The sequence below is a fragment of the Aureimonas sp. AU20 genome (genome assembly GCF_001442755.1).
Lineage (GTDB): Bacteria > Pseudomonadota > Alphaproteobacteria > Rhizobiales > Rhizobiaceae > Aureimonas.
Genome location: NZ_CP006369.1, coordinates 1 through 18,818 on the forward strand (window position 1 = coordinate 1; position 18,818 = coordinate 18,818).

The 18,818-nt window shown below is 68.5% G+C and carries 14 protein-coding genes; 7 read left to right on the forward strand and 7 right to left on the reverse strand.

Annotated elements, in window-relative coordinates:
- Nucleotides 1-59 precede the first annotated feature (59 nt).
- The 3 genes from repA to M673_RS23785 all read left to right on the forward strand — a co-directional run bounded on the left by repA (nt 60) and on the right by M673_RS23785 (nt 3,457).
- On the forward strand, nt 60-1,268 hold the full coding sequence (repA, locus tag M673_RS19105) for a plasmid partitioning protein RepA (protein WP_061978323.1): 1,209 nt from the start codon (nt 60-62) through the stop codon (nt 1,266-1,268).
- Complete coding sequence (repB, locus tag M673_RS19110; RefSeq protein WP_061978324.1) at nt 1,265-2,290, forward strand: plasmid partitioning protein RepB; 1,026 nt, start codon at nt 1,265-1,267, stop codon at nt 2,288-2,290. The genes repA and repB overlap by 4 nt, the downstream gene beginning before the upstream one ends.
- Nucleotides 2,291-2,605: 315 nt before the next feature.
- Nucleotides 2,606-3,457, forward strand: coding sequence for a helix-turn-helix domain-containing protein (locus M673_RS23785; RefSeq protein WP_082639885.1), 852 nt, complete (start codon nt 2,606-2,608; stop codon nt 3,455-3,457).
- Between the two features lie 207 nt (nt 3,458-3,664).
- Here M673_RS23785 and M673_RS19120 read toward each other — a convergent pair whose 3' ends face one another.
- Together M673_RS19120 and M673_RS19125 are read right to left on the reverse strand one after the other, a co-directional pair.
- Nucleotides 3,665-5,173, reverse strand: coding sequence for a DUF2252 domain-containing protein (locus tag M673_RS19120; RefSeq protein WP_082639888.1), 1,509 nt, complete (start codon nt 5,171-5,173; stop codon nt 3,665-3,667).
- 507 nt (nt 5,174-5,680) lie between these two features.
- Entirely contained in the window at nt 5,681-6,328 is a 648-nt protein-coding gene (locus M673_RS19125; RefSeq protein WP_061978326.1) for a hypothetical protein, read from the reverse strand.
- Nucleotides 6,329-6,664: 336 nt separating this feature from the next.
- Here M673_RS19125 and M673_RS19130 point away from each other — a divergent pair, with 336 nt between their 5' ends.
- The 3 genes from M673_RS19130 to M673_RS19140 all read left to right on the forward strand — a co-directional run bounded on the left by M673_RS19130 (nt 6,665) and on the right by M673_RS19140 (nt 7,710).
- Nucleotides 6,665-6,883, forward strand: coding sequence for a hypothetical protein (locus tag M673_RS19130; protein ID WP_061978327.1), 219 nt, complete (start codon nt 6,665-6,667; stop codon nt 6,881-6,883).
- A gap of 81 nt (nt 6,884-6,964) precedes the next feature.
- Entirely contained in the window at nt 6,965-7,174 is a 210-nt protein-coding gene (locus M673_RS19135) for a hypothetical protein (protein WP_061978328.1), read from the forward strand.
- 29 nt (nt 7,175-7,203) lie between these two features.
- Entirely contained in the window at nt 7,204-7,710 is a 507-nt protein-coding gene (locus M673_RS19140) for a hypothetical protein (protein WP_148640193.1), read from the forward strand.
- A gap of 557 nt (nt 7,711-8,267) precedes the next feature.
- Here M673_RS19140 and M673_RS23790 read toward each other — a convergent pair.
- Both M673_RS23790 and M673_RS19150 read right to left on the reverse strand, forming a co-directional pair.
- A complete protein-coding gene (locus M673_RS23790) occupies nt 8,268-9,419 on the reverse strand; it encodes an extracellular catalytic domain type 1 short-chain-length polyhydroxyalkanoate depolymerase (protein WP_244493220.1) in 1,152 nt (383 codons plus the stop codon).
- A 276-nt stretch (nt 9,420-9,695) separates the two neighbouring features.
- Nucleotides 9,696-10,112 (reverse strand): hypothetical protein, encoded by a 417-nt coding sequence (locus M673_RS19150; RefSeq protein ID WP_061978330.1) that lies wholly within the window; start codon nt 10,110-10,112, stop codon nt 9,696-9,698.
- A 266-nt stretch (nt 10,113-10,378) separates the two neighbouring features.
- On the opposite strand from M673_RS19150, the gene M673_RS19155 reads away from it, so the two are divergent.
- Nucleotides 10,379-11,665 carry a DUF2254 domain-containing protein gene (locus M673_RS19155; RefSeq protein ID WP_061978331.1) on the forward strand — a complete coding sequence of 429 codons (1,287 nt, stop codon included), beginning with the start codon at nt 10,379-10,381 and terminating at the stop codon, nt 11,663-11,665.
- A gap of 87 nt (nt 11,666-11,752) precedes the next feature.
- On the opposite strand, the gene M673_RS19160 is transcribed toward M673_RS19155, so the two are convergent.
- From M673_RS19160 to M673_RS19170, 3 genes are read right to left on the reverse strand one after another with little or no spacing between them, the layout of a single operon-like run.
- Nucleotides 11,753-14,059, reverse strand: coding sequence for a glycosyltransferase family 4 protein (locus M673_RS19160; RefSeq protein WP_061978332.1), 2,307 nt, complete (start codon nt 14,057-14,059; stop codon nt 11,753-11,755).
- A complete protein-coding gene (locus M673_RS19165; RefSeq protein WP_274534683.1) occupies nt 14,059-17,451 on the reverse strand; it encodes a glycosyltransferase in 3,393 nt (1,130 codons plus the stop codon). Before M673_RS19165 ends, M673_RS19160 begins: the two co-directional genes overlap by 1 nt.
- On the reverse strand, nt 17,448-18,797 hold the full coding sequence (locus tag M673_RS19170) for a glycosyltransferase (protein ID WP_244493219.1): 1,350 nt from the start codon (nt 18,795-18,797) through the stop codon (nt 17,448-17,450). The genes M673_RS19165 and M673_RS19170 overlap by 4 nt, the downstream gene beginning before the upstream one ends.
- Between the last annotated feature and the right edge of the window lie 21 nt (nt 18,798-18,818).

Consider the following 18,818-nt stretch of genomic DNA (forward strand, 5'->3'; position numbering starts at 1 on the left):
ATGCCAGACGGAAAATGGCCGTCTGACGCCGATAGTCCGTCTGAGGTTTAGAGAGAGACATGAGAGCCGCACGGCCCATCCCCGCTGCCTCACTGAGCGCGACGCAGCGAATCACGCAGCATGCCGAACTCCTGTCGGCGCAGCTGCGCTCGATGCGCGACGCGATGTTTCCGCCGACAGCGCAGAAGAGTTTGCGATCTTTTTCCTCGGGCGAAGTCGCCAAAATCGTCGGCGTTTCCGATGGTTACCTCCGGCAGCTGTCGCTCGACGGGCTCGGACCTGTCCCCACTTTATCCACGGGGGGTCGGCGCTCCTATACACTCGCTCAAATGAACGAGCTTCGAACCTTCCTCTCCCAACATCGACCCAAAGAGGCCCTCGCCTTCGTGCCCCGGCGGCGCGAGGGCGAGAAGCTGCAGGTCCTGGCCGTCGCCAACTTCAAGGGCGGCTCGGCCAAGACGACGACCTCGCTTTATCTCGCGCAGTTCCTGGCGCTGCAGGGCTACCGCGTCCTGGCGGTCGATCTCGACCCGCAGGCCTCGCTTTCGGCCATGTTCGGCTATCAGCCGGAATTCGACATCGGCGAGAACGAGACGCTTTACGGCGCCATCCGCTATGACGACGACCGGCGCCCGATGCGCGAGGTCATCCGCAAGACCTATTTCGACGGGATCGATCTCGTGCCCGGCAATCTCGAACTCATGGAGTTCGAGCACGAGACCCCGCGCGCCATGATGCGGGGCGATCGCGGCCGCGACATGTTCTTCCGCCGCGTCTCGGGCGTCATCGCCGAGGTCGAGGCGGATTACGACGTGGTGGTCATCGACTGCCCGCCACAACTCGGCTTTCTCACGGTCGGCGCGCTCAACGCCGCTTCGGCTCTACTGGTCACCATCCATCCGCAGATGGTGGATGTCGCGTCCATGAGCCAGTTCCTGCTCATGACCGCAGACCTCATGAGCGTGGTCGAAGATGCCGGCGGCCATCTCGATCTCGACTTCGTTCGCTATGTCGTGACGCGGCACGATCCCAACGACGTGCCGGAGGCGCAGATCGTGGCGCTGCTGCGCGGTCTGTTCCATCAGGACGTGCTCGCCGCCACGGCTTGGAAATCCACGGCCATCGCCAATGCGGGTCTGACCAAGCAGTCGCTCTACGAGCTCGATCGCGGCGCGGTCGGCCGGGCAGCCTATGACCGGGCGCTGGAGAGCGTCAACGCCGTGAATACGGAAGTCGAAAGCCTGATACAGGGAGCCTGGGGACGATGAACAAGCGCTCCAAGTCGATCGCCTCGATTTTCGCGACGCGCCCGGAAGCGGACGAGTTGTCATCTGACAACGCGAGCCGGCTGCCGCGCGTCTCGTCGGGTTCGGTGCGGTCCATGAAGGAAAGCTTCAGCCAGATCGAGCGCGAGAACGAGACGCTGCGCCAGAGCCTGTCGGAAGGCGCGCGCATCGTGGAGATCGATCCGTTTCTGGTCGACCCGTCGCCCTATGCCGACCGCATCCCGGACGAGGAGGACGAGGCGTCCTTCGAAGCGCTGGTGGCGTCGATCGCCGAGAGCGGGCAGGAAGTGCCGGTGCTCCTACGCACCCATCCCCAGGACCCCACGCGGTTTCAGACGGCCTTCGGGCATCGCCGCCTTCGGGCCGCGCGGTCGCTCAACCGTCCGGTGCGCGCCATCGTGCGCGAGATGGACGATGAGGCGCTGGCGCTGGCGCAGGGCATCGAAAACTCCGCCCGGCAGGACCTCACCTTCATTGAGCGCGCGGTCTTCGCCGTGCGGCTGGAAGAGGCGGGGCAGAGCCGGCAGGTGATCGGCCGGGCGCTCAATGTCGACAAGGCCGAGGTGTCCAAGCTCATCACCGTGGCGCGCGCCGTGCCGGAGAATGTGCTGCGCCATGTCGGCCGCGCGCCCAAGGTCGGCCGCACGCGCTGGCAGGCCATGGCGGAGGCGCTGAAAGGCGAGGGGGCGAGCGATCGCGTCGCCCGCTATCTCTGGGAGCCGCCATCGGGCCTGTCCTCGGACGAGCGCTTCACCGCACTTCTGGCCGCCGCCAAGCGCAAGGGCGCACGGGCGCCGGTGGAGCGCATGATCCTCGCCCATTCCGGCCGCCGCGTCGCGACACTGTCCGCCAACGAGCGGGACGCGAAGCTGGTGATCGATCGCGAGCTGGGCCTGGGCTTTGCCGATTTCGTCGCCCAGCGGCTGCCCGACCTTTTCGCCGCCTACGAGGCCGAGCGCGGCGAGGGATCGCCCGTGCCGGCCAAGGGCGAGACACAATCATGACCGCCGCGCGCGGGACGAGGGGAGGGCGCCTGAGGCTGGCTGCGGCTCCGCTCGTCCTGCGCGGCGATCTTTCACGCTGGGCTCTTCGCCCGGCGGATCACGGAATTGCGGCTGGATGCCTTCGCGGCGCCCGGCCGTCTTATGTCATCAACAGGGAGACGCCATAGGCAAAGAAAAAGGCCCCGAAGCGGGAGCCGCCGGAGCCTTCATCTGTATTCGTCGCTGTTTGCAGGTTTAGCTTCCCCCAACCTCATCGTCAAGTGAATTTGCGGCTTCCCGCCACGGCCTCGCTTTGCCTCGCGCAAGGGGGACGCCATGACGGACCATCAAACCCGCACGCCTGGACGCGTGCGCGGACCGATCCTTGCCTGTCTATCAGGGGCAAGTGACGGAACGCAGACACTTGCGCCCGAGCCAGCGGACGCAGCCGGGCCGCATCCCGACTTTCTTGCCCGCGCCGCGATCTGGCGCGACCAGGCGGCGGGCCTCTTGTCGCTCGCCGAGGCGCGCCTGCGCTCGGCCGCTATCGGGCGCGAGCCGGCGGGTGAGGCCACGCGTGCGCCTCGCTCCAGAGCGCCGCGCCAAGCCCCGGTCCCGCGTCCGCGCCACAGCCGGCCCGCGCCGCAGGAAAGCCGGCAATACGCGCAGCCCATGGCCACCACCGCCGCGCGCGACGACCGGCTGACCCCGCACGCCAAGGCCTTTCTCCAGGTCCTTCGCGCCCGCTGCGGCAAGACGCGCGAGACCACCATCACCAAGGGCACTGCGGGCAACATCATGTCGCGCTCGCCCCGCACCATCCGCCGCTATCTCGTGGACCTCGTGCGCTTCGGCTATATCGAGCTCAAGACCCGCTGCAACGCACGCGGCCTCCATCTCGGTCTCACCGTCACGCTTACCGAACGCGTCCTGCCATTCTTTGAGGAGGCGAGGGGGCTGGCGCGCTGGCTGGCGGAAACACCCAAGGCGCTGTTCCAGCCTTTCGGCGGGATGATCGACACTACACGCGGCCAGTTTGGGGCTTCGGGGGTGACAGTCCTGTCATCCAAAAACCAGTCTCAAATCAATTCTTCTATCGTTCTGAGCGAAATTCCGGAGGGGCAGCGCTTGAGAGGTACGATGGGGCTTTGGAAAAAGAAGGAAAGCGCTATCACCGGCAAAATGTAAGCCCTGATCAGGGTTTAACACGGTTTTTGACGGTTCAAGCGTTGCTGCCTGAAGGCAGTGCGCCGGCGAAGCTTGGCGGTTTAATGGGTTCGGATACTTCGAGGAAGGTCGAACAACGGGATGGCTTGCGCACGAAAAAGCGCAGCGACCTCGGAGGGTGGCTGCGCTCTTGTGACGATGGAAGAAGAGGAGCGTTGCGCCGACGGATCAGCCTTCCGTCACGCCGCCGCTCTCCAACCGACCGTCCGCGATGGCCTTCACCAACGCCTCGTGGTCGGCGGCGTTCTGATCGCCATAGGTCTCCGCCCACTCGGCCAGCGCCTCGTCAAAACCGTGGTTTTCCTTGCCGCCGCAATAGCCGGAGATGGCGGCGGCGTCTCCGGTTCGCGCATGAGCGCGGGCGAGAAGGGCGCCGTAGCCGAAGGCGAAGAAGGAGAGCGAACGACCGCCGAGCAGCGCATGGGGGATTTCGCCCTTCATGTTCTTCATCTGCCGGACGTAGAAGGGCCGGTCGCCGATCGTGGTCCAGCCGAGCAGGGGGTCGCCCACGGCCTGGAGCAAGCGCTGGCCATAGACGACGCGCGCGCCCTCGTGCGAGCCGTAGGGCTCGGGGAGGGGCGAGACATAGGGCGCGTGGGCGGGGGCGACGGCTTCCTTGACCTGAAGGAACAAGGCGTCCTGATCGGAATTGCCGAAGAGCAGCGCGAGATAGGCGCGCGTGCCGACGCTGCCGACGCCGACCACGCGGTGGACGACATCCACGACATGGTAGCGGCTGAGCATGAAGCGGCGCTCGCGCGGCAGGGACTCGGCGTAGAGCTCCAAGCCCGAGATCACGGCGTCGCGGGTCGCGTCGTCGATGCCGGCCAGGATCGGCGGATCGAGCCGAAACCGCCAGCCGCCGTCGACCTGCCGCTCGCCGACCTTTTCGAGAAGGCTCGCATTGTCGCGCCGGCGCGCTTTCTCCACCGCCTTGCGCAGGACGGTCTGCGACGCCGCGTCGATCTCGATGCCGTCGAAATCGAGCTGGTCGGCCCGGGCGGCGCGATGCCAGACATCGATCGGCCCGCGCGGGGCGAGATCGGCCATGGAGCGGCGATAGCCCTCGACACAGCTGCGCACGATCCGGCCGCGCTCGTCCCGGCCGATCTCCTGCTCGCGGGCGACCACGTTGAGACTGGCGACCAGACGCTTGAGGTCCCACTCCCAGGGGCCGATCGTCACTTCGTCGAAATCGTTGAGATCCAGAACGACATCGCGCTGCGGCGTGCCGAACAGGCCGAAATTGCAGATATGCGCATCGCCGTTCATGACGACTTCGATGCCGCTCGACGGGCTGCGCGAGAGGTCGAAGGCCATGATGCTGGCGGCCCCGCGCAGAAAGGCGAAGGGGGATTGCGCCATGCGCGCCGTGCGCAGCGGCACGAGCCGGGCCTGACGCCCCTCGTTGGAGCGGATGATGAGATCGACGGGATCGGGGCGGCCATCGAGCGAGACACCCTCGGCATGGAGCGCGTGCGGGATCGACGCGCGCAGGCGCTTGCCGGCGGTGCGACGGCGCTCCCAGGGCTCGCCCTTGGCGCGAAGATCGATGCGGGGAAAGGCCTCGGCGGGCGCCAGCACGACGCGCGTCGGCTCGGGCGCGCGGACCGCGCCCTCCGGCTCCAGCGGCTCGGCGACGGGCTCGAAAGTCGATGATTGATAGTCGAGATCCATGACGCCCAAACTCCACTGCCACCAGCAGGAACAGAGCGCCGATCACGCAAACGTCAAGACAGGCAGGACCGATGGCCGCAAGCGTGGAACCGGTCGGAAGCGCTTCGAAGCGGGGCGGGGAGACATCGCGGCAAGGTGCTCACGATGACTCTGAGGCGGCTCATTGGGATGCGTCGGCAGGTAAGCGGCATGACGGGTCTTCGGAACTGGGTAAGAAACCTACGGGCGAAGAATGGCGAAAGATTTCGTTCGCTGACGAGAAGCGCAACCAATGCCAGTGTCGCCGCTCGGCTTTGGCGCCGACGTGATCTGACAAGGAAGCTGCCGGTAGCTGCCCGTCAGGGCTTGTGCAGGACTCCCAGACTGCCACGGCAATGGGTTGTTTCAACGCGACAAGTTGTGAGCGAGAGCCGTTTACTGAAAGAGAAGGGCCGAAGCCTCGCAATATGACAGCGGCGGAGAATAGTCAGACACCTCAGCCCACCGTTTCCATTCCACCGGAAACCCTCAGCGCAGGAACCCTTCCGCCTCGAAAACCTCCCAATCCTTCAACTCCGATCGGCCGGTCTTGCCACGCGCCGCGCGGGGCTTGCGCTTTGAAGCCTTCGCTTCCCCGGACTTGGCCGCCGCGCGCGTCTGGGCCGCCTTGCCGGCGGCGCGGGCGCGGTTCTCCGCGCTGGCCTCGGCGTCGGCCTCCCGCCAGAGCGCCGGCAGGTCGCGGTCGAGACAGTCCTCGATCTCCTTGGGATCGAAAACGTGGAAGGTGACGGCCTTGGCGCGCCCGCGCAGCTTCACGGTTCGCGTGCCGGCGCTGCGCAGGCGACCGTCCTTGGTCCATTTCAGCCGCTCGCGCGGCAGGATCGTGAGAATGTCCTCCACCTCGCCGGGCAGAACGGGGAGGGACGCGACCCCGGCGAGCACATCCGCCACGACAGCCGCGCCCGTCTCGAAGCTTGGCGCTTCGCTGGCCGGCAGGCTGAAACGGATCGACCCCGCCTCGACCTCCAACGCCGCCCGAAGGGGAAAGGGCAGGCGGGCGCGGATTTCGCGCTCGATCCCCTTGGCGCGCACGGCGGAGCCCAGCGCGGCGGCCAGCGGAAAGGGCCATTCGCGCGAGAGCGGAGGTGCGGGGGTCTTTGCCTCTTCTGTCGTCATGGCGGGGAAACGCGGAGGCAGGCCGGTTCTTTCCCTCCGGCGGTTCGGTTCGGCCAGGGTTTTTGCTCGACGCCTTCGATCTGCTTTATTCCGATAATTCGGTGGGAAACGGCACATAAGTATTTTCAACTTGGGCTAGGCACGACTCTTCTCAGAACGGGTGTAATCGCTCGATGACGGAAGATGGATTGGTTCCGAAAATAAAAAAGAACTTATCGTTTGTATCTCCGTGCACTTTCTCTATGCTAAATTTGAGAGCGTCGATGTCTATCGCACGGGCGGGTTCGCCCCTTCGATGATTGGATTCCGATCCGTCCGTTCTCATGGAGAACAGCCATGTTCGGATATCAAGGCGGCGAGAGCGACCAGACGGTCGCCCGCAAACGCACCTATTTGACAGAAGCTCAGTCGCGCTGGCCCTTTCTGACGCGCTACGACCTCACCACGATCCACAACGAGCAGCAACTCGCCAGCATGGTTCGCGACCGATCCGGCCACACCAAGAGCGACGCCGACGCGGAGGTCCATGCCTGGATGGAAGGCAAGAGTTTCTAGGCTTCGCATCCGCCAGCGTCCTGAAACCTGGGCGGTGCGGGACTTCGTCCCGCCGTGCGCCTCTTCTGGGAAAGACCTGCCATGACCCGTCTTCACGATCTCCACGTCGCCGCCGACCGGCATTTCACGGCGCGCCCTTCGCCGGGCGGCCCCTCCACCTTCGACGCGGTGCGGATGGCGAGCGCGGCAACGCGCGCCAAGGCCGTCAAGCTGCGGCAGGTCCGCATGGAGCGGGAGGATCAGGCGTCCGCCATCTGCCTTCCGGACCTGTCCGTGAGGGCGCCGCGTTGACGCGCGCGGCGAAGACGGCGGTCCCCGTCATGAGCGCGGCCGAGCGGACGGGCGGGGGTCGCCCGCCCGGCTTCGGCGCGGAGGCCGACGTGTTCTGGTCCCTGTCCGGGCGGCGGCTGCTGCCGAGGGGCGCGATGCGCTTTCGCAAGTTCGCCTCGCTGGAGGACGCGGTGCGTTTCGTGGTGCTGGACAAGGGCGAGCCGCGCTTTCAATGCGTGATCGACACCGACACCGCGCGCTACGAAGGCCGCGAGATCGAGGATCTCTACGGCCGCCCCGACTTTCCCGCCGAGCCGATCGCGCCGAAACCGCAGGCCCGCCGCTTCTGCCAAGGGCTATGGGGTCCCAAGCGCCTGCCGCGCTATGCCGCCGACCGGGACGATGTCGGAACCTGGACAGTGAGCCTCATCGCCACACGGCAGGCGGTGTCAATCCGCGACGTTTCCATGACCCGCATGAGCCGGGGCGAGGCCGAACGCATGACCCGCGTTCTCAACAGCGCCGACGAGCAGGACATGCTCGTGATGGGGCCGTGAGAGGGCGGCGACATTCGCACTTCTCTTCTGCGAACATTCATCGACCTCGCGCTCCGGCTTCGGCAGGGCGCGGGGTTTTTGTTTGAGCGGAGTGGGTTGAGGCGGAATGCCATGTCTGCGAGCGGGAGCAGGCGTCGCGACCGGGAAGGGGAGCGAACGGCGAGTTCGCCTTCGCCTTCCTGGCTTCTGATCTGCGCGCCGCGAGTTTCCTCGCTCAGGCCTTCGGGTTCAGAAAGCTCGTCTCGCCTTTGGTCGGGATGGATCGCATCGAAAACCAAATCAACCCGGCAGGCGCTCCGTGGCCCATTTCAATATGTAATGCTTATAGGTTGCATGGTGCGCGCGCAAAGAATCAGTTGTCATCGGACAACGTGAGTCGCTGCGTGTCGATGGAGGTTCGAAGCCGTCAGACGTGAGCGCTTCACGCCCTCCGTACTCTCGACCGCTTCATCTCAGACAGTCCGCTGACGACCGCAGGGTTGACTTGCTCCCTGGGAGGGTGAAGGCGGCACCGCGCGCCGCCATCCCGTTTGCCGATGATCTCCGTCCCATCTCCTTTACGGCTGGAGGAAAAAGCGCAGCATTTCGCGCGAGGCGTCGGGGCCGATCGGATCGGAATGGGAGCCGCCTGCGTCGCCGCCCGACCAGGCATGGCCGAGGCCTTCGATGCGCCAATGCTCGATCGCGGGTGTGTCCGCTCCGGCGGGGCGGATCGTTCGGGTGAAGGCGCGGCCTCCGCTCGCGCCCTCCCGCGTTTCGGCCCCCCGCGCGCTGCCGTCCGCCAGCCCTGCCAGCCGCTCGCCATTGATCGGGTTCACCGTCCGGTCCGCCGTGCCGTGAAAGACGATGGTGCGCGCGCCGCGCGCCGTGCCGCGCCCCGGCGCCTTGCCTCCGCGCATCACCGCGAGGGCGGAGGCGACCGTGTCGGCCGAGCCCTGCGGCAGGCCGGAATGGACGCCGACGGCGGCGAAAAGATCGGGATAGGCCGCGCCCAGCACGGCCGCCATGGCGCCGCCGGCAGAAAGTCCGCCCGCGAAGATGCGCGTGCGATCGACCGGGTTCGCTCGGGCGATGTCCTCCACGATCCCCGCCAAGATCGCCGGCTCGCCCGCGCCGCGCCGCTGATGCGCGGGCTCGAACCAGTTCCAGCAGAGCGAACTGTTGGCCGCGCGCGGCTGTTCGGGATAGGCGACGAGGACATTCATCTCCTCCGCCAACGCGTTCATCCGCGTGCCGATGGCGAAGTCCTCCGGGTTCTGCGTGCAGCCATGCAGCATGAGGACGAGCGGGCGCGGCCCCTCGCTCGGGCGCGAGGGCGTGTAGAGCCGATAGGCCCGGGCCCCCTGTCGCCCCTCATGGCGCAAGGCCTCGAAGCGCGCGCCGGGTGGCAGCGTCGGCGCCTTCGCGTTGCCATGCGCCTTCATGCCGGGCAGGGGAAAGCGCGGCCGCGTGCGCGGCGCGGCCTGTTTCGGCGCCGCGTGCCAGCCGGACGGAGCGGCCGAGGACGGCTTTTGCGATCCTGAGCCGGCTGGCTCGGCGTGCAGCTCGAGCGTCGGCCCGGCGAAGGCCGGCGCGGGGTTCGGCGGCGTGTCGAAGGAGGGAGCGGCGCCGCTCAACTGCGCCTGGATCAGCGCGGTGGCCTGCGTCAAATCGTTCTGCAGGACAAGACGGCGCGCGGCCTCCATGGAGGCGAGAAAGGATCGGGTCATGAGAAGGCTCCTGGCCGTGACGAAGGGACTTGCGCGAGGCGGTCGCACGGCCGTTGGGCGAGAAAGGCGAGGGGCATTTGCACGATGTCGGCGAGAGCGTCGGTCCGCTTGGGCGTGAGCGTGAGGTGCTGGGTCGCTGATGGCACTCGTCGTCTCGATGACGAGGCGAGGCCCCATTCTTGATGCGCGTTGGAAGTCGAAGCCGAGCCGATTGACTGGCTCACGGCTCCCCGTGGAATGACCGAAAAGGCGACGATCCCCGTACGCCCCGTCATTCTAATGCAGCCGGTCGGCCAGCGCCGCCTTGACGGCGGGACTGGCCTGGAAGGCACCGAGAACGGTGAGAGAGCCGATCGTGGCGCGGGCGAGATCGGGCGATATGTCGGCGTCGAACTGCGCGAGGCCGAGAACCCTGACATGCAGGACCTGACCCTCGGCGTGGGCCTGTTCGAGATCGGCGCGGGTGAAGCGGCGCAGGCCGAGCTCTAGCGTCAACCGCTCGGAGGATTGCCGGATCGGCGCCTCGTGCGCCTCCAGATGCTTGCGGATGGCGGTGCGGATGAAGTCGCTCCGGTTGGAATAGAACCCGTCGCGCACGAGAAGGTCGATGCGGCCGAGATCAACGAAGCCGAGATTGAGCGTCAGCTTTTCGCTTTCCAGGCCCCGCCCCGGTCCATCCACCTTCTTCGGCATCGCTCATCCATCCAAAAACCATCCAAGTGGATGGTAGATGGAGGCTCGCATTCTGTTCCACAAGGGGGCCTGCTGAAACGCCCTGCCGACCCGCCGGCACCGGCAAGGCGATTTCTCCTCGTCATCCTGCGCCATCGGGATCGCCAGTTCGCGTCCTCGTTCCATGTGAGGGGCGGAGCCCGACCCATTCCCTCCCCGAGGTATCGACCGATGATCCGCCTTCGCCAGCCATGCCCCCTGAAACCCGCCCAACTCGGGCGCCGGGCATGACCGCGCGCTGGCTCTGGCGGCTGCGGCAGCTGTCGCGGCGCATCTGGGTGCGGGCGACGCTGTTCTCGCTCGCGGCGGTGGCGACCGCGCTCGTGGCGGCGCTCCTCAGCCCCTATATTCCAAGCGACCTTCCGGCGCAGATCGGCGCGGATGCGGTGGACAATATTCTTGGCATCATCGCCGCCTCGATGCTGACGGTCACGACCTTCTCGCTCACCACCATGGTCGGCGCCTATTCCGCCGCGACCAGCAACGTCACCCCGCGCGCGACGACGCTGATGATGGAAGACGCGACCACGCAGAACATGCTGGCGACCTTCATCGGCTCGTTCCTGTTCAGCCTCGTCGGCATCATCGCCCTGTCGGCGGGCATCTACGGCGAGAGCGGGCGGGTGGTGCTGTTCGGCGTCACGCTGGCGGTGATCCTCGGCGTGGTGGTGACGCTGCTTCGTTGGATCGACCATCTTTCGCGGCTCGGCCGCGTCACCGAAACCACGCGCCGCGTCGAGGCGGCGGCGCTGACGGCGCTGCGCGAGCGCCATCGCGAGCCCGCGATGGGCGGAGCGCCGCTGCGCGATCCCGATCGCGACATCCCAAAGGAGGCGCGCGCCGTCTACGCCACCGAGATCGGCTATGTCCAGCATGTCGACGTCGCCGGCCTCGCGGATGTCGCGAAGGTCGCCGGGGGGCGGGGCGCAGAGGGATCGGCGGGGCGTATCTTCGTGCGGGCGGTGCCGGGCGATTTCCTCGACCCGACCCGGCCGATCGCCTGTTTCGCGGGGATCGAGGGCGAGGATGTGGAGGCCGGGATCCGCGCCTGCTTCACGATCGGGGATGTGCGCGCCTTCGATCAGGACCCGCGCTTCGGCATCTCGGTTCTGGCCGAGATCGCCAGCCGCGCCCTGTCGCCCGCCACCAACGATCTTGGCACGGCGATCGACATCGTAGGGCGCACGGTGCGGGTCCTTGCGGCGCTTGCCGAGCCGCGCGAGGGGGAGCGCGAGATCGAGCATCCGAACATCCTCGTGCCACCGCTCGACCTTGCCGACGTGTTCGACGATCTCTTCATCCCCATCGCCCGCGACGGGGCGACGCTGATGGAAATCGGCGTGCGGCTGCAAAAGGCGCTGCTCACACTCTCGCGCCTCGACGCGCCGGGCTTCGCCGAGGAAGCGCGGCGGCACGCGGCAGAGGCCCTCCAGCGCTTCGAGGCGGGGCTGACGCTGGACGTGGACAAGCGGAGGGTGCGGGAGGCGGCGAGTTGGCTCGGGCGGGGCGAGTGAGCGGCGGCGTGTGAGCTATTCGAGCCGATCGTAAACGCCGGTTCGACACCTCGGCGGCCCACCGCCGCCGAGGTGTCGAACAGGTCTTCAGGCCGAAAGCGGCGCCCCGACCTTTTCCCCGAACAGTGCCCTTTGCCGTGCCAATTCCGCCGCCAGCGCCGGATCGGCGGTGCGGTCTGCCAGGCTTTCGGAAAAGCGCAGGAGGCCGTTCGGGCAATAGCGCTCGTCGTCCCAGCCGGGATGGTCGAGCACGGGATAAAGGCAGATGCCCTCGACCGGTACACCGGCGCGCAGCGCCGCGCGCACTTCCTGCCCGACATAAGCGAGCCAGCTCGCGCGCCGCTCGCCCTCGATGCCGGTCTCGGCCACGAAGATCGGGCGGCCGTAGCGGGCATGGGTCTCGGCCAGCATGGCGCGGAAGGGCTTGTAGAGGGGGTGGCCGTGGTCGATCGGCGGGCCGCCGTGGATCCACTGGTTGTTGAAGTAGTAGTTGACCCCGACGATGTCGAGCAGCGCCTCGCGCCCGCCGATCTGCGGCCAGGCGCGGCCCGCCAGCATGTCCCAGGCCTGGAACTGCGCCTGCCGGTGCCCTTCCGCATGGGGGGCCTCGTGCGGGCGGTGCGGGTCGGTCACGACATTGATGACGGGATCGGCATGGACGAAGCGGACGCTGGGGTCGACCCGCCAGATCGCCTCCATGGCCGCGATCGAGGCGCGGGAGAGCTGCACCTTCAACTCGTGCGCCCGGCCGCGCGCGAAGGGGTTGAGATAGCCCGCGTCCCCGCCGCCCCAGGCGAAGAACGAGATCTCGTTGACTGGGGCGTAGAAGGGTGCGCCGCGTGTCCGCGCGCCGATCACCCGCGCGGCTTCTGCGGCGAAGCGGGCGAAGCGATCGACGAATTCGGGGCGCCAGATGTCGAGATCGTCCGGCCAGCCGTAATGGAGAATGTCCCAGACGACCTGGGTGCCCGTCCGCTCGGCGGCGGAAAGCTGGGCTTCCAGGCTCCGCCAGTCGAAGCGCCCGGGCTCGGGCTCGATCAGGTGCCAGCGCAGCCCGTCGCGCACGGTGCGGATGCCGTGAAGGCCGAGCGCGGCGTAGTCCTCGACCGCGAACCGGTCGTGATAGCTCGCCGCGATCATGTCGAGCCGGCGCCGGTCATGTGCCCGGCGATGGCTGGAGGATTCGAACCCGCCATGGAAGAAGGAGCGGAAGAGGCTCGGGCGATGCGCCGGCGCGCTGGCCTCGCGATGCACCTCCTCGAAAAGCTGTTCCCAGCGCGGCGCCAGCGCCTCTGCGGAATAGTCGCGCTCGACCTTGGCGCGCAGCGCCGCACCCAATCGCCGAGCCCGCGCCGGGTCCGCCATCAGGCTGGTCAGGGCCTTGGCGACCTCGGCCGGGCTCTCGTGCGGAACGAAGAGCCCGTTCACCCCGTCCTCGATCTGCTCCAGCGTGCCGTTGTCGGCGGTGGCGACGACGGGAAGGCTGGCCGCCCCGGCCTCCGCTACGACATGCGGCATGCCCTCGCCGCGCGACAGCCAGACGAAAAGGTCGAGCGCGGCCAGAAGCTCGGGAATATCGGCGCGGTCGCCCAGAAAACGCAGCTTGCCGTCGAGGCCCAGCGCCCTGGCGCGCTCGTGCAGCTCCACGGCATAATGCGGCAGGAAGGCGTCGGGGCCGCCGATGACGAGAAAGCGCGCGTCGGGCCGGGTTTCGAGCACCAGCGCCGCCGCGTCGAGGAAATCCTCCACGCGCTTCTTCGGGTCGAGCCGCCCGACCCAGCCGACGAGCGGCGTGCCTTCCGGGATGCCGAGCGCACGGCGCATCGCCTCGCGCCCGCCCGGCCGAAAGGCGGAAAGGTCCACCATCGAGGGAATCTCGATCGCGTCCCTTTCGCGGCCCGGCATGCGCGAGGCGGCGGCGTCGCGGATCGTCTGGCAGACGCCGACATAACGGCTGGTCTTGTGCTTCGGCCCGGCCAGCGCTTCCGACACCAGCCCGCCGTGCTCGATCAGGGGCGGATGGGCGTGCATCCCTTCGAGGGCGGGATAGATGTCGGCGACGTTCTGGCAGGAGACGACGAGATCGTAGCCGGCGATCTTGCCCCTCAGATACGCGATCGTGTCCTCGAACGAGAGGGCATAGGGCGTGCGATCGACGGACACGCCGAGCTCTTCCAGCTGCCGATGCGTCTGCTCCGGCATGCCCTCCTTGCGGAAGCAGGCGACCACGTCGATCCGGTATCGCGCGGGGTCGAGATGGCGCGCGAGAAGCCGCACCTCCGTCTCCTCGCCGCCCACCACCAGCCAGGCGAAGACGAAGAGAATGCGCATCGGCTCGGTTTGCGCATCCCCCCGTTCCGAGCGATCCCCGCTCTCGCGATCCCAGCCGTCCATCAGTCGGCCACCTTGAAGACGATTTGCAGGAAGTCGGGCCGGTTGGCGACGAGATCGCGCAGGAACGCCGGCGCCTCCTCGAAGGGCACGACATGGGTGATCATGTGCCGGGCGATGTCGGCGCCGCGCTCGGTCAGAAGCCCGATCGTCTCCTCGGCAAGGCGGCGCTTGTTCCAGCTAAAGCCCAGGCCGCGCGGCACGCGGTTGATCTGCGCGCAGCGGATGTTCAGCCCATTGTGGTGGAACTCCTCGCCGAGCCGCACGGCTTCCGCGCCGCCCTGGTAGAAGGCGAGGTCGATCACCGTGCCCTGCGGGCGCAGCGCGCGAAGCGCGGCGTGCAGCGATCGCGCGTCGGCTCTCGTCTGGAACACGAAGTCGGCGCCGCGATCCCCGCCTCCATGGTGCCAGCGCGCTTTCGCGTGGTTCCAGGCGCCGTCCTCGTCCATGGCGGTGAAGCCCAGCGCCTCGATCCGCTCGCGCCGGAAGGGCGAGGGGTCGGCGACCACGATCTCGGCCGCGCCGGCGCGCCGCGCGAAGAGCGCGACAAGCAGGCCGACCACGCCGCCCCCGATCACCAGAACGGGCCGACCGGCGACGCCCTGGCCGAGCCGCGTGACATCGGCGCCGCCGAGCTCGGCATCGGCATGAAGCAACCCGTTGGCCGCGATCGGCCCCATCTGCGCGACATAGATGCCGAGCATCGGATCGACCGAAGCCGGCATCTTCACCAGGAGATCGTGGAACGGATCGGCCGTGTGGCCGGACTTGTGGGCATAGGTCGAGGCGACCACTTCACCCGGCGCAAAGCCCCCGGCGCGGGATTCGCAAACGCGCGCGACTTCCATGTAGCCGAGGAAGGGCAGGGGGAAATGCTGGCCCGCCTCGCCCGGCACGAAGACGCCGCGCCCGCCATCCCAGCGCGAATGGAGGTAAGGGTTCGTGTTCTTGAGGAAGGTCAGCTCCGTGCCCGCCGAGAAGCCGGTGTAGAGCGTGTCGAGCCGCACCTGGCCCTCGCCCGGAGGGCCTTCCTCGTACTGAAAATGATAGGGCTCGCCCGGGCGCTCGACGCCGAGCGAGCGGATATGCCGGTGGCCGGGCGGCAGGGCGTGCGGTTCGCCATGGTGCTCGGGGCGCGGCTGGAACTGAAGCGGGGCCAGCGGCGCGCGCGGCGGGGCGTCGAGGGGCAGCTCGATCACCTCGCCGCTGCGCCCGGATTCCACCACGGCGAGCGCCAGGCGATGCGTGATGACCGCGTCGCCATAGGGGCAGCGAATGCGGTTCTCGCGGCCGGCCACGGCATCCACGAAGTCGCGATCCTCGCGCCAGACCGGGTCGCCATCGGCGCCGCGCACCGGGCGGCCCCGGCCGACATCGACCATGATGTCATGGTCGGTCAGCTCGATCGCCAGCCGGTCGGCGAAGATGTGGAGGCCGACGCGGTGGTTCCAGCCGAGAAGGCAGGTCGAGGCGAGATTGGCGACCAGCCCGCTTTCGAAGGTGAGGCTGGCGGTGGAAACGGTCGCGACGTCGAGGCCGGGAAACGCCTCGCGGTCCATATGCCCGGCGCGGCCATAAACCTCCTTCACTTCGCCGAAGAGGAAGCGGGCGAGGTCGAGAAGATGGGTCGCCTGTTCCACGACCTGACCGCCCGAACGGTCCTCGCGCCACCACCATTGTGGCGGCGGGGTGGAGTCCAGCCAATAGCCCGACAGGAGCTGGGCCGGGTTGTCCGCCAGGAGGCCGCGCGCCTCCTCCACCGTGTCGAGATAGCGCCAGTGATAGCCGACGGCGGTGACGAGCCCCTTGGCCTCCACTTCGGCGGCGATCGCCTCCGCCGTGCCAAGATCGAGCGCCACCGGCTTTTCCACGAAGAAGGGAATGCCGCGCTCGATCGCCGCGCGCTCGGGCGCGCCGTGAGCGAAGGGCGGGATGCAGATATAGACCGCGTCCGGGCGGCAGGCGTCCATCATCTCGGCGGCGTCCGCGAAGGCGCGCGCGCCCCGCGCGAGCGCGGCCTCCTCGGCTTTGGCGCGGTCGGTGTCGGCAAAGCCCACGATCTCGACATCGTCGAACCCGTCCAGAATGCCGAGATGGCGGTGGGCGATGCCGCCCGCGCCCACAAAACCGATCCGAGTTCGCGTCATCTGCACATCCTGCATGGGGAAAGGGGAGGCGGCGAGGCGCCGCCGATAAAGTGCGCCGGTCTCGCGCGCCATGCGGCTGGCGCGAAACGCGGCTTCGAATCTGACGCGCCCGGCCGCGCCCGCCCGGCGCAGCGCCGCCGGGTCGCAAAGGGCCGCGCCGATGGCCTCGCTCAGCGCCGAGGCGTCGCCGGGCTCGGCCAGCCAGCCCGTCTCGCCCTCCGCCACGGCCTCGTCCGTGCCGCCGATGCGGGTCGCGACCACGGGCCGCCCGGCGGCCATGGCCTCCAGCACGGCGAGCGGCAGGCCCTCGAAGCGCGAGGGAAGAACCAGGAGATCGGCGGCGGCCAGAAGGTCGGCGACATCCTCGCGATGGCCGAGAAAGCGCACGCAACCGGACGAGGAGACGAGGGCGTCCCTCGGTCGGACGGCCAGATCGAGATCGTCGCCCGCCTCCGGCGCGTCGTCCCAGGCGCCCACCGCGACAAGGCGGCGCGCTTCCGGGGCGGGCTCGGGATGGCTGAGCAGCCCCGCCGCTTCCGCCTGCGCCTCCAGCGCCGCGCGCAGCGGGCCGTCGCCCGCCAGGAGGCAGACGAGGCCCGGCACCGCCGCCCGAAGCGCCGGCAGCGCCTCCAGAAGAACGCGGTGGCCCTTCTGCTCGGTCAGCCGGGCGGGCACGAGCAGCACCGGTGCCTCGGGCGAAAGGCCGAGCGCTTCGCGCGCCTCCTCGCGGCTGCGCGACGGGGCGGGCTCGGGAATGCCGTTGCGCACCACCTCCACGCTGGCGGGATCGACGCCCGCCTGAACGTAGGTCCGCGCGGCGGCGTCAGAGACGCAGAGCACGGCGTCGACCTCCCCGACGCTACGCAGATAGTCGCGGATCTGCTCGGGGTCGGTCAGCACGAAAGGCAGGTGCTCAGTGCGCAGCACCGCGCGCGCGCCGCTGGCCCGGCCGGCAGCCGCCAACCCATGGCCCTCCCAGCCGATCCCGGCCTGGATATGCAGAATATCAGGCCGCCAAGGCGAGAGGGCGGTCGTCAGAGTTTCGGGCTCGCCCGCGTCGAAGCCGATCGCGGCAAGGCCCGCCCGCAGCGCGCGCTCCAGAAGGCCGCTTCTCGGATCGGCGGCGATGATCACCTCCGCCTCGCCCGCGAGTTCCCGCGCCAGGGCCAGCATATGCTCGCCGACGCCCGACGGGATCAGGCTGTCGGTGGCAAGGCAGACGCGCAGCAACGGTCGGCTGGGGCTCAAGTCGAGGACCCGGCGGTCAGCATGGCGGCGGCGGCCACGGCGCCGGGGCAGCGGCCCGGCCCGACTTCATCCTCGGCCTCGGCGCTCTGCGCCACGCGGGCGAGATAGGGGGCGAGCGCAGCGCTCGCGCCGTCGGCCTCGTCATTAGCCGCCCTTGTGGAGGCGAGGCGCGCGGCGAGCACGGCCTCAGTCAGAAGCCGCGCCATGTCGGCCTGCGTCCGGTCCCAGCTGATGGCGGCGAGCAGCGCGTCGGCCTGCCCGAGCCAAGGCCCGGCCCGCCCGAGCGAGAGCGCCCGCTCGCAGGCGGCGGCGAAAGCCGGCGGGTCGCCCGCGATGGCGACGCCCTCCAGCGCGCCGTAATGGCGGATCACGTCGTTGATCGCCGTCGAGACGACGGGCCGCCCGCCGGCGAGATATTCCGGCGTCTTGGTCGGGCTGATGAAGCGCGTCGCCTCGTTGATGGCGAAGGGCATGAGCGCCACGTCCCAGCCCGCGAGATAATGCGGCAGCTCGCCGTAGGATTTGGGGCCGAGCCAATGGAGATTGGGCCCGCGCGGCAACTCGGCCGGGTCGATCTTGGCGATCGGGCCGAGCATGACGAAGCTCCAGTCCGGCCGCAGGCTTGCCAACTCGCGCAGCAGGTCGAGGTCGAGGCGCTCGTCGATCACGCCGTAGAAGCCGAAGATCGGTCCGCTCAAGCCCGCCTGATCCCCCGGGGCGGCCCCATTGGCGCGGCGCGCGCGCCCGAAATGCTTGGCATCGACGGCGGAGGGGAAGGGGTGGATGTTGTCGTGCAGCGTGCGCTTGGCGTCGAACAGGCTCCAGCCGCCGGTGAAGACGAGATCGGCGCGGCGCATCAAGGCCGCTTCCATCTCAGTCAAGCGCGGGTCGGCGAAGCGGAAGCCGCTGAGTTCGTCCATGCAGTCGTAGACCACGGCCGCCGCCTCGACCTCGCCCGCGAAGGCGAACATCATCGGCGTGTAGAACCAGAGAACCGGCTCGCCGGCGCAGGAAATCTCCACCAGCATGGCGAGGAGACCGCGCAGACCCGCCTCGCGCTCGGCCTCGTTCCACCAGTGCGGCAGGCGCGGGCGCAGCGCGACGATGCCGTCGGCGGGGAAGGGATGGTATTCGAGATAGGGCAGGGGGTGGTCGCAGCCGATCGGTTCCTCGAAGAAGAACACGCGGTGATCCCTGGCGAAGCGCCGCATCAGATGCTGCGGGCGCTGGGTCACGAAATCCCAGCGCAGATGCGAGAAGCAGATAATCGTCGGGCCGCTCGGCCGAACGCCTTCGCCGGATCGGTGGTGGGTCGGCGCGGAGGCGTCCTGTATCAGTCGCGGCAAGTCGAGATCCTCGTCCACTCG

What these genes read in the sequence shown, in the direction of transcription:
- repA (WP_061978323.1), top strand. Translation starts at nt 60, where the DNA reads ATGAGAGCCGCACGGCCCATCCCCGCTGCCTCACTGAGCGCGACGCAG.
- repB (WP_061978324.1), top strand. Translation starts at nt 1,265, where the DNA reads ATGAACAAGCGCTCCAAGTCGATCGCCTCGATTTTCGCGACGCGCCCG.
- M673_RS23785 (WP_082639885.1), top strand. Translation starts at nt 2,606, where the DNA reads ATGACGGACCATCAAACCCGCACGCCTGGACGCGTGCGCGGACCGATC.
- M673_RS19120 (WP_082639888.1), bottom strand. Translation starts at nt 5,173, where the DNA reads ATGGATCTCGACTATCAATCATCGACTTTCGAGCCCGTCGCCGAGCCG.
- M673_RS19125 (WP_061978326.1), bottom strand. Translation starts at nt 6,328, where the DNA reads ATGACGACAGAAGAGGCAAAGACCCCCGCACCTCCGCTCTCGCGCGAA.
- M673_RS19130 (WP_061978327.1), top strand. Translation starts at nt 6,665, where the DNA reads ATGTTCGGATATCAAGGCGGCGAGAGCGACCAGACGGTCGCCCGCAAA.
- M673_RS19135 (WP_061978328.1), top strand. Translation starts at nt 6,965, where the DNA reads ATGACCCGTCTTCACGATCTCCACGTCGCCGCCGACCGGCATTTCACG.
- M673_RS19140 (WP_148640193.1), top strand. Translation starts at nt 7,204, where the DNA reads ATGAGCGCGGCCGAGCGGACGGGCGGGGGTCGCCCGCCCGGCTTCGGC.
- M673_RS23790 (WP_244493220.1), bottom strand. Translation starts at nt 9,419, where the DNA reads ATGACCCGATCCTTTCTCGCCTCCATGGAGGCCGCGCGCCGTCTTGTC.
- M673_RS19150 (WP_061978330.1), bottom strand. Translation starts at nt 10,112, where the DNA reads ATGCCGAAGAAGGTGGATGGACCGGGGCGGGGCCTGGAAAGCGAAAAG.
- M673_RS19155 (WP_061978331.1), top strand. Translation starts at nt 10,379, where the DNA reads ATGACCGCGCGCTGGCTCTGGCGGCTGCGGCAGCTGTCGCGGCGCATC.
- M673_RS19160 (WP_061978332.1), bottom strand. Translation starts at nt 14,059, where the DNA reads ATGGACGGCTGGGATCGCGAGAGCGGGGATCGCTCGGAACGGGGGGAT.